The following is a 10681-nucleotide window of genomic DNA, read 5'->3' on the forward strand; positions in this document are numbered from 1 at the left end:
CTGCTCAATAAAATTGGGCGTAATAGTCTTTCATACCTTAGGCTTTGTTAGGTGGTTGCAAGCGCTGAACGATTGCGCCAACTATTTCCTCTGGTGGCGGTTTTATATCAACCACCCAGTCATCCTCACGTAGCTCCAACGTACTAAGTTGTGACTCCAATAATCGCGGCTCGAAAAAGTGCCCTTTACGAGATGCTAATCGCTCGGTAAGTAACGCTTTTGAACCGTTAAGAATGATCCATTCAATATTGTTTGCACATTTTGACGCCAACGTAGCGCGATATGCCTCTTTTAAAGCCGAACAGGCCAGTATCGCCCCACCTTGGCTTTCCCATGAAGCTAGTTGGGTTGAAAGCGTCTCGAGCCACGGCTGGCGATCTTCGTCATTCAATGGCACACCGCTTGTCATTTTTTGAACATTGGATTGGGGATGAAAATCATCGGCATCATAAAAAGGCAATGCCAGTTTTTCTGCCAGCAACGTACCAATTGTTGACTTTCCTGTTCCTGATACTCCGCATACAATTACAATCATTTTGTATCCTTATTACTCTAGTAGACCAAGAATACCGTTAAACGAAATCAAAATAGAAAACATAAACGCTAAACCTAATACAATATTGAGTAGATAACCTGCGGCATATTCGGCCATCAGTTTCTTTTTATTGACCATTAGAATTATCCCCAAAATAACTAACGGCAAAACAAATACATTAAAGACTTGGGTTAATAACTGTCCTTTAACGGGGTTAAAACCAAATACCGGAATAGTTAGAGCAAATAACGCTGCTATACCTGTGATGATACGAAACTGTTTAGATTGGGTATCCAATTTGCCCGAGCGGTAATCCTCTATTAACAGCGGGGCTATTAACATACACGGGAACACGGAAGACAAACCAGCGGCAAGCGTACCGAAAAAGAATACCGTTAGTGCACCTTTACCGGCTATGGGTTCAAGGGCATTGACCATATCTAATACGTCAGTAACTGGTTTTCCTTCATGAAACAAAGCACCTGCGGCTACAGCCATAACAGAACCACTAATAACAAACACCAGCACAGCGGCAACAATCGCATCTTTCTTTTGTTGCGCTCTGTCAGCAATGCCCCAGCCCTTGCCTTGAATAAACAAAGGTCTAGACAGAAAAGTAGCTGAGGCCATGGTTGTGCCAACAAAAGCTGCTACCATCATTTTACCACCCACTACATCGGGTATAACGGGTATAAGTCCGCGCATGACTTCAACGGGCATTGGGTGCACAACAAACAGTGACATTATGAAGGATAGCCCCATGCAGGACACAAAGATCACGAGAATTTTTTCAAATAATGAGTACTTTCCGATTAGCAATATTGCGTACATGATGCTGATCACTAGCACGGCTATTGTTACTACCACACCATATTTATGTGGGATCACAGCAGGGAAGTACATGGCGATCATTTCAAATAAAATATTGGAGGAAATCCCTAGTATGCCAGTCAGTGAATTCCATTGGCCGAAGGACACACCTATGATGATAAGGATAGCAATCACCTTACCGAATTTAAGATGTTTTTTAAAACTATAAAGCGCTGTTTCTCCCGTAACTAACGCAAAATTACCATAGGCGTAAATAAGGACCCCCGAAAACAAGCAGCTTAATAGCAAAACCCACAACAACTGCATGCCAAAGGTGCTACCTGCGACAATCATGGCCGTCACACTGCCAGTGCCTATGGTGTAGCCAATGGCTAAAAACGCTGGACCAAAACTCAAAATAGCTCTAATTAATGCTGACACTATTATTCCCCAAAAATGAACTGATATATTATTAGTTGCAGGCTTTTATAGCCTGTTATACGTGTTTCCATCGTGCTTGGCAGTCATTTAAGCCTAACGATTAAAAGCCACTTTCTTCTGCCATTTTTACCACCCCGACAGTGAGGATAATATTGGCAAAGCGGCGCTGTTCACCCGTTTGTATAATCAAAGTCGTAGCTGGCTCTCGAATTTTGTCGTAGAACGCCCAGCGCTCCATCGCTTCCCACGTAACATCCCCGAGTATGGCTTTGTAGGCGTCGTGAATTTCCGCATTCGCTTCAACGGGCTTCTCCATCACAATTGCGCCTTGAACCGGACAAACTTCAAGTATGCCATCGAGCACTGTTAAAGCATCTAACAAACCGGGACGAAAGTTAAGGTGCACCGTCGTTGAGTTCGGACCTGTCATAGCACCTACCGGCAAGTTGCCGTCTGCAATGACAACTTGGGCAAAATGCCCAGAGCGGGCGAGGGCTTCCATAATGGTCGGGTGAATTACCGCTGTTTTAAGCATAAAATTATCTTTTTTAAATGGCTGAATAGAAAGTAGCGCCAACGCGCGCAAGATTGTTTATGATTTAATAAACAACTACATGTTGTATACGCCGCCATTTATATCGAGCGTAGCGCCGCTGATAAAGCCGTCAAATTCAGATGCCAAATAGACCACCGCTCGTGCTACATCATCCGCGTTGCCTGCTCGTGCAATAGGAATACCTGCAATTGTTTGGTCCGCAGAGGCTTTAGTTGTGTGAGTATTATGAAACGAGGTGCCTAGAATAAGCCCTGGTGCGACAGCGTTGACCCGAGTACCTTGTGGTCCTAGTTCAGCAGATAGCGCACGCGTTAGCGTGAGAATGGCGCCTTTGCTAGTGGAATAGGCTAATGACCCTGGGTGACCGCCTTTACGACCAGCGAGTGATGCTAGATTCACAATGCTGCTGCTTTCATGTTTGCCTAAATAAGGTGCTGCGGCACGTGTCACAAACATCATAGAGGTAAGGTTAATGTCCATGACCTTGTGCCAGAACTGGGCATCCATTTCGTTAAGTAATCGTCTTGCGACAAGTGAGCCTGCGTTGTTGATCAGTATGTGCAAACTTCCAAGGGCATCTACGGTTTGTTCGACCATCGCATTTGCTTCAGTCTCGTTGGTTAAGTCAGCACTTATCGCGACCGCTTTTTGGCCTTTGCTGACTGCGTATTCGACCAATTCGTTCGCTGTGTCGGCACTTGAGAAATAGTGGATAGCAACGTTAGCGCCGCTATCAATTAAATGTTTGGTAATTGCTTCGCCAATGCCTTGGGCGCCTGCGGTGATAAGCACGTTTTTGCCGGTTAACTTTGTCATTTTCGTTGTTCCTAAATCTTATAAGTCGATAATCATAATGGGGTGCCCATAGCAGACATTTTATCGCTGGGCCCCTGGATTTATAATGGGTTCGTTGTACTTGAATCGATTATTCCCAGCGACTCTTTTTGTTAAGAAACCGGGAAGCATGGGAAAATCCATCAAGTGCTAAATGACAGGCTAATCGTAAGTCACATCTGAGGTTTTATATTCGCCATTGTTTGCGCGGATCTTACCAGTGTCTTTCATCTCAACATTCTCAATAACAGTGATAGGTTCGCCATTGGTTAAGAAAAGCTCAAGTGGAGCACTGTTATTCCAAGTCGTATTTGAAATATTCAACTTTTGAACCCCATGAAAATACATGGATGCACCAGATCTATGGGTTGGTCCTTTGCCTACGTTAGTCAAAGTATTATCTGTTACGGTGACTACCGGACCAAAGGTGCTTTCATCTGTTCCGCCTCTATATACTGTTGCGACTTCTTCTTTAATGTCAGTAAAGGTATTGCCAGAAATAACGAGGTTTTCAACGCTATATACACCTAGGTCATCTACTTCTCTGTTTAATTGCAGAATAGCGCCAGTAATATTGCTAAATTCTGAATCTATAATTTCAATGCTATCGGCAAAAGTTCCTGCATTAGCCTTAAAGAAATAAAAGTAACCATTCACATCAAGGTCTGTCACTTTAACGTTGCGTACCGATAAGGTGTAGTTGATGTTCATTGAGTTGCTGCTCGTACTAATGATGGTGTTGCCTTTGTAATCGGGCGATTGTGCACCGTCGAACCAAAGGTTCTCTACTTCTAATGCACCACCATTTTCTATGTTGATAAAGTTAGGCTTTTGCGAGCGGATGACTGGCTTTTTACCCTTTTGTGCCATGATGGTGATGGGGTGGTGCACTTCCGCGAACTTAGTCAGTAGATATTCGCCACCATTTTCAAGTACTAAAATGTCACCAGATTTACTGCCTTCCAAAGCGGTCAGCAGGGTGTTAGTGCCAGGTTTTACAGCAATTTTTTCGCCACTTTTAAAGACAACATCAATCTCATTCTTGGGATAAAAGCTTGCGCCTACCTCTGTTTTGGTAACCGGTAATTTAACTTCACCAAAACCGATTTTTTCCAACAACGCTTTATCAGGCGCCTTTAAGCCATACTTATTCGTGGTCACAGAGTAGGGTGTACTGGCGAAGCCCGATTTAATCGGTGTGCTGGCTTCTTCGTTTAAATAGTTTGCTTCGAATTTGATACCAGACATATCGTCATACAGTGTAAATGGCGTTAAATTGGTCTTGCCTAAGATGATGTTTCCAGTGAATTCTGACGTAGTTGGTGGCGCGGAACGTTCTTCATCTGCGCCAGCGCCAAGTTCGATGTGATCGCTGTCAATTACAATGTTGTTGTTCATGGCTGAGTCGATAACAGGATCGTAGCGATTGGGGGTCGAGTTAGGAACTCCGTTCATAATAACCAGAGCACCTCGTAATCTTTGGCCTGTCAGCCCGTACATATAGTTATTACTGACCGACTGACTTTCGTTAATGATCCGAATACCGCCAGTATTAGGCTTACGATTACCCAGAAAGTAGTTTCCTTCCACTGTGGTAAAGTGACCATGGCGCATCGTCAGTGTGCCCTGAGTTTCGAAAAACACATTGTTAATTAAAGAGTTGCCGCTCGACTTGTTTGAAATGATTTCATGTTCGCCGTTGGTGCGGTCAAAATAGTTATACTGGGCGGTGGTGTTCGAATACTCTCGAGAAAAATGACTGGTGCCGATGCGAAGCGTCTCGCCGCCATTGGCGCCAAGTACTTGTCTAGGCCCAAAGTAATTATATTCAATAAGGTGATTATTCTTACGACTACCTTCAGAATTCATTCGTACCGCTAAGGTTACGCCACGATTTCTTTTGTTGACTAGGGAGTTATGGTCAAAGCGATTGTTTTTACCGTACATAGCAACCCACAGGTCAGACATTTGGCGATCAGTGGTACTGAAGTTATCGATAACAACATTCGTCACTCGAGAGTGGTTAGCCAAGTCTTCGTCGGATGTTCTAAAAGAAATCACTTCGCCAGTTGGCGTATATCCATCTTTAAACACTAGGCCTGAAATAACCAGATATTCGCCAGAAAATGCCAAATTGGACTTCCCTGTGATAATGACCTTACCCGGGGTTTGTGCTTTTAGTTCGATGAGTTTTTTTGGTAAGCCTTTCGCTTGAAAAACTAACTCTACGTCTTTCCACGTTCCGTTTGCCAGAACAACTTCATCCCCAGGTTTCACTGATGCTACGGCTTCATTGAACTGCTTGATATTTTTGACAAGCACCGCGTTACTCACTTGCGAAAAAGATACGAGCGTAAGTAGTAATACGAAGGGAAAGAAGGGTATTTTAGATACTTTTGACATGTATGATGTACTCCTGATTTTAATTTTTGGGTACTAAAAACGAATTAATTTGCTCGCTGGCAATGGCTCTTTTTTCGTTTTAATAAACACTGATGATCTGACTAAAGACTCCCAATTATCCGCATTATCAATACAAAGCGGACAATTGAGTCTTGATCTCTATCGCTTAGTGCCAAGCCTTATACCAATTTACATTGGTGTTGCTGGGCTAACCGCTAACTTTGAAAATGTCACTTTTGTGTAGTCGCCATTTTCTACATCTGTTTCCCAGTCGCCAGAGCCAGGGCAAGCAGGGTAGCGAAAGCTCGGATCATTAGCCTTGGTGCTGCATTGGTTGTAAGCACCTGCTTTGAAGTACAGTGTCTCGTCTTTGTATGCATAAGGGTAATCAGCTATATCTACCTCGCCATTGGCATCGGTATTGTCGGCTAGGTTGATCTGATGATGAACCGTGCCATGTTTCGCACTGGTAAAGACCAGATGCATAACATTTTGGTATATATTCACCGTGTAGCTAAACTCCTCCCCAAGTGCAATCCCATCATCACCAGGATCAGTTGCATCATCCCAATTACTGCCCCACACTTTATAGGCGATATCGATTCTATCTGGATCGTCTGTGGCGAGGTTTCTCTCATAAGTCCAAAAAACAGAACCTTTTTCATGGTTTGGCCATTTTTTATAAGATATTTTTAACGGTTCATTACCCCATCCCAGTCCTGGAACTTGCAGGGCGTCATCAAGTTGAAAAGAGTGAACTTGACCGACTACAACAGAATACGCGGGTGGCTTATTAGGATATCCAGCGTTTTGCGCTACGTGATCAACGTGTAAAGAGGCTTCTAATTTCCCCCCTACCGCTGCGTACTGCTCAGCAGATTTGTTAGACGCTAACGCAAAGTTGTTGCCTGGTGCGCCTTCGGGAATAGATAGGTTATTACCACGGATCATATAGCGTAGTTCGCTGCGGGTGTTGGTAGACGTGCGCTCTGTTGCTGCCCGATTTGGGCTGGCAAACACCATATGGTTATCTTCATCGAGATAGAAAAAGTTGGGATCGGAAAAGGTTTGTATATCTGGCACATCATATATGTCTGACACTTGGTCATTGTTTTCATCTAGCGGAACAGTCAGATACCAATGGGTTAAGTCAAATTTGCTTGCTGGCAGCAGTTCTGCAGCATTTGATTTATCTTTTTGAGGCGGGACAGAAGCGGTTTCACTACCACAGCCAGCTAAAAAGAGGCATATAATTGAAGCTGACATTTTAGCGTTTATATTGGTCATATTTCATCCCGTATTATGTTAATGATTAAACTTTTTGATGGTTCTGTGTGGCTTGCTTAAATTGCTAGGAAATAAGTGCACATGGCCATCGTTTTGGTATTTCTTGAGTTAGCCTAGGAAAGCAACAAGTCGAATTGACGTTGTGATCATTTTCAGCAACGGCTAGCACTTTGTTTTTCATCTGCATATTTTCTCCAAACGTTTGCACTTTGCTATTCGCTTATAAGACTGTGACTATTCTTGTGATTGATAATGCTGGTGTGAAAAAGAAGAGCCTATTGAATTAATAGGCTCTTTTTAGCGTGCTTAGTAATCAAGCTTACTAACCTAAGATTTAAAACTTAGCGCGCACACCAACTGTCATTCGACGGTCAGCTTCGCTATATTGCCAGATGCTGCCAAGCTCTGTTATTTGACGAATTGGCTCGCCAGTTAAGTTCACCGCGTTCGCAACAAGAGTAAGGTTTTCGTTAACATCATAGCTTGCAGAGAAGTCAAATTGGCCACGGGCATCACGGTAGTTATTCCCTAAAGTTGGGTCAAAATATTCTGCAGTTGGGTCGGTGCGATTGTAAATACCGGTTGCCAATGCGCCAACAGGGCGAACACGCTTTTCGTCTTGGGTATCTAGGTACTTGTCACGCCAGTTGTACGCTAGGCGAACCTGCCAACCTTCGTATTCCCAATAAACTTGACCGTTGAACGTGTTGTTCGAGATGTCTAGCAAAGGGTTGCCATCCGGTTGTTCACTGTCAGCATAGGTATAGTTTGTGCTAATACCCAGACCAGACCATGCGCCAGGTAAAGAGCTAAACTGTTGTTGATAAGCTAATTCAATACCAACAATTTTACCGCTGCCACCATTTACATCAGTATTAATTACAATACCTGTTAGGCCTGCATCCCTTTGTGCTTCAACGTATGCAAGGTCTTGGTCGCCAGAAGCGTAGTTAACGTTAACTTGGCTAACACCCGCGGTATCAAGCAGACAAACATTTACGTATTCTGTAACGTTTTGACCATCAACTGTGTTCGAATTAGCGGCACAAGAACTACTGCTTACTGTAAATGACTGGACGTCTTTGTAGAACAAGGCAGCAGATAGCAATCCGCCTTGGCCAAAGTAATGCTCCGCTGATAAGTCGTATTGTGTTACGCGATAAGGGTCTAATTGGTAAGAGCCTTGTGAACCTGTTACCAGAGAGTTATCAACGTTTAATGCTGGGCTTAATTCACCGAATTCTGCACGGCGCATCACTTTTGCCGCGGCAAAGCGTAAAATTGTTGAATCCGTAAGATTATAGGTCGCATTTAAGCTAGGTAAGAAGTCAGCGTAATCATGATCAGCTGTTTCATTGAACGTGCTGGAGGTTAAGTCGGTCGTCACATAACGTGCCCCAATAATTGCCGTCAATCGGTCAAAATCTAAATTAAATTGGGTATATATGGCTTTAGTTTCTTCTTCGATTTTCGCGTATGAACCGGTATTACGAACCATGTTCTCATCAAGTGTGCCGGTTAACTCATGACTGCTGCCAGCAAGCATTTGCTTTACTCTATCGTAGGTACCGTTGATGTCATAAGCTAGCGCTGCCCCGTCATAAACAAAATAATTTGTTAATGCGTTATTACCTGAAATGCCGCTTTGGTCAAACGAGTTCGAGTGGTTAATTTGCTTAAAACCACCAAACTGATCATTAAAATCACCTATCCACGTTGGAGTGACTACACCATCGTAAGACACACTGGTTTGTAAATCTTTAAGCTCACTTCCGTTGTTTCTAAGGTCATATCTGTCTAACTCATATTCGCTATCAGTCGTACGTACACCGGCTTTAATTGAACGGATAAAATCTAAACCAGAAAACGGTTCAACGTATTCCACGTCAAAACGAATGGCTGTTTCCTCGTTATCTTCATTATATCTTTGGTGAGTAAATTGACGAATAGCCAAATTGTCTGGATCTAACAGCGCATCTTGATCAGAGAATGCAAGACCAGGTACTTTGTCGCCATCTTGCGTCATGGTAATGGTGAATAAATGCTCGGTAATCGTTCCATCTTCATCATATTGTGCACGGGAGATAGGACGCAAATTAAATTCGGAGTTTTTACGCTTAGCTTCTGATTTAGCGTATGAAATCTCGCCTGAGACTTTCAACTGATCCGTTAACTGGAATTCACCACCAAGCGCGTTTGAAGTTGACTCATTAGTCGTGAAGTCAGACCATGTTTTAGGTTGAACAAACACACTACCTGAACCAAAATTATGCAGCTGGCCTTGACCATCGCCATAAGCGTTATCAAGTACTAAATCGCTATAGTCTTTACTGTCATTAAGTACTGAGTACGCTTCTTGGCCACCATCAAGTTCAGTGGTGTTAACATCTAAATAAATAAAGCCATCAGCATCTTTAGGCGCCCACTGTAATGACAAACCGAATGCGGTACGTTCGCGCTTCTCGGTTTTTTGCTCTACTGTATTTTGGCTACGAACAAGGTAGTTGCCACTTGGGGTGTTTGCTTGATCGCTGGTACCGTCGCCATCTAAGTCGAGTTCAGTAGGCGTAACAAGATTAATAAATTCATCGCGACGTAACTCACGGTCTTGATAAGAGACAACTACTGACGCGCCAAACGTACCGGCATCACCTAAATCCCAGTTTGTACCAGCAGCGGCATTGACCATAGGGGCCCAATTTTCAGTTTTGTCTGCATATTCGCCATCTAAGGTGATTGCAACGAGCGGTTCTTCTAGCTCTAATGGACGAACGGTTGTCATATTAATAGTGCCACCTAGTGCACCTTCAATCATTTCAGGAGTAGGTGACTTAATAACTTCAACTGTTTTTAAGAAGCTTGATGGAAAGTCGTCTAGGCTAATACCACCACGGCCACTACCTGAGGTAGAGCGACCGTTTAATTCAACACGGTTTTGAGAAATACCACGAATAGTAACGGATTCACCTACACCAAAGTCAGTACTAATAGAAACACCGGTAATACGCTGCAATGCTTCAGCTATGTTGTTATCAGGTAATTTACCTATATCTTCGGCAACAATCGCATCTACAATACGTGAATCGAAGCGCTTTTGACGAGCTGATTCAGCTAAACCACCCGCAATACCTTGAACTCTGATCACTTCTACGTCTTGCGTATCTGCAGCGGCCTCAGCTGCAGTTTGGGCTATTACAGCGGGTGCGGCCAATATTGCCGTCAGTGTAGCGCCGAATATAGCTAAGTTATTGGCCTTAGCTCTAGTCGCGTTAAATATCGCACTTACTTTATTTAATTTCATGGTTGTGTCCCGCATTTCATGTGTCCTCATTCATATTGGTATGACCAATATTGTTGCAATATCGTTATGTAAAGGTTGTTGAATCCTCACAAAGTCGAGACACTTTATACTCCTGCAACACTTCATTTACAATACATCAATTACCAATTAGTCTAATTTTTGTAAGACCAATGTGAGATTATTGTTATATTTAACGGGAGGTTTTGTGAGGCAATAGCCTTGTTATGGAGAGATTTTTTTGAGCGAGATTGGCGCTTAAGAAGCTTTTTTTAGTTATAACGCCTGGGTAAGCGGAGTGTAAAAAACTAAGATATTGAGGGGGAGTTATTGTTTCATAAGTATTTTCTAGTTTTATTAGCACTACAGGTATTCATTATTTATAAAGTCTAAGTAACGAATATTACAATGAGTTACTGTCTATTATTGGTAACAACTTTAAACAACAGTTGAGCAAATCGAACAACCTACTACTTTATGTATTGTTAATATTTATTGGTAATATATTCTTTATGAA

The 10681-nt window shown here is 42.9% G+C and carries 7 protein-coding genes; all 7 read right to left on the bottom strand.

The genetic code is table 11. The annotated features are described in order from the left end of the window. Window positions 1-37: 37 nt before the first annotated feature. Window positions 38-535 carry a gluconokinase gene (locus GQR89_RS03200; RefSeq protein ID WP_158768728.1) on the bottom strand — a complete coding sequence of 166 codons (498 nt, stop codon included), beginning with the start codon at window positions 533-535 and terminating at the stop codon, window positions 38-40. Between the two features lie 12 nt (window positions 536-547). Next, complete coding sequence (locus GQR89_RS03205) at window positions 548-1786, bottom strand: Nramp family divalent metal transporter (RefSeq protein ID WP_158768729.1); 1239 nt, start codon at window positions 1784-1786, stop codon at window positions 548-550. 100 nt (window positions 1787-1886) lie between these two features. After that, the gene (locus GQR89_RS03210; protein ID WP_158768730.1) at window positions 1887-2321 is read right to left on the bottom strand and encodes an RbsD/FucU domain-containing protein; all 435 of its coding nucleotides are present in this window, start codon (window positions 2319-2321) and stop codon (window positions 1887-1889) included. A 75-nt stretch (window positions 2322-2396) separates the two neighbouring features. Then, complete coding sequence (locus GQR89_RS03215) at window positions 2397-3158, bottom strand: SDR family NAD(P)-dependent oxidoreductase (RefSeq protein ID WP_158768731.1); 762 nt, start codon at window positions 3156-3158, stop codon at window positions 2397-2399. A 180-nt stretch (window positions 3159-3338) separates the two neighbouring features. Continuing rightward, window positions 3339-5579: a polysaccharide lyase 6 family protein gene (locus GQR89_RS03220; RefSeq protein ID WP_158768732.1), complete on the bottom strand. Its 2241-nt coding sequence runs from the start codon at window positions 5577-5579 to the stop codon at window positions 3339-3341. A 189-nt stretch (window positions 5580-5768) separates the two neighbouring features. Next, the gene (locus GQR89_RS03225) at window positions 5769-6866 is read right to left on the bottom strand and encodes a polysaccharide lyase family 7 protein (protein ID WP_158768733.1); all 1098 of its coding nucleotides are present in this window, start codon (window positions 6864-6866) and stop codon (window positions 5769-5771) included. Window positions 6867-7200: 334 nt separating this feature from the next. After that, a complete protein-coding gene (locus GQR89_RS03230; protein ID WP_158768734.1) occupies window positions 7201-10182 on the bottom strand; it encodes a TonB-dependent receptor in 2982 nt (993 codons plus the stop codon). Window positions 10183-10681 lie beyond the last annotated feature (499 nt).

This window comes from Paraglaciecola sp. L1A13 (assembly GCF_009796745.1).
GTDB lineage: Bacteria > Pseudomonadota > Gammaproteobacteria > Enterobacterales > Alteromonadaceae > Paraglaciecola.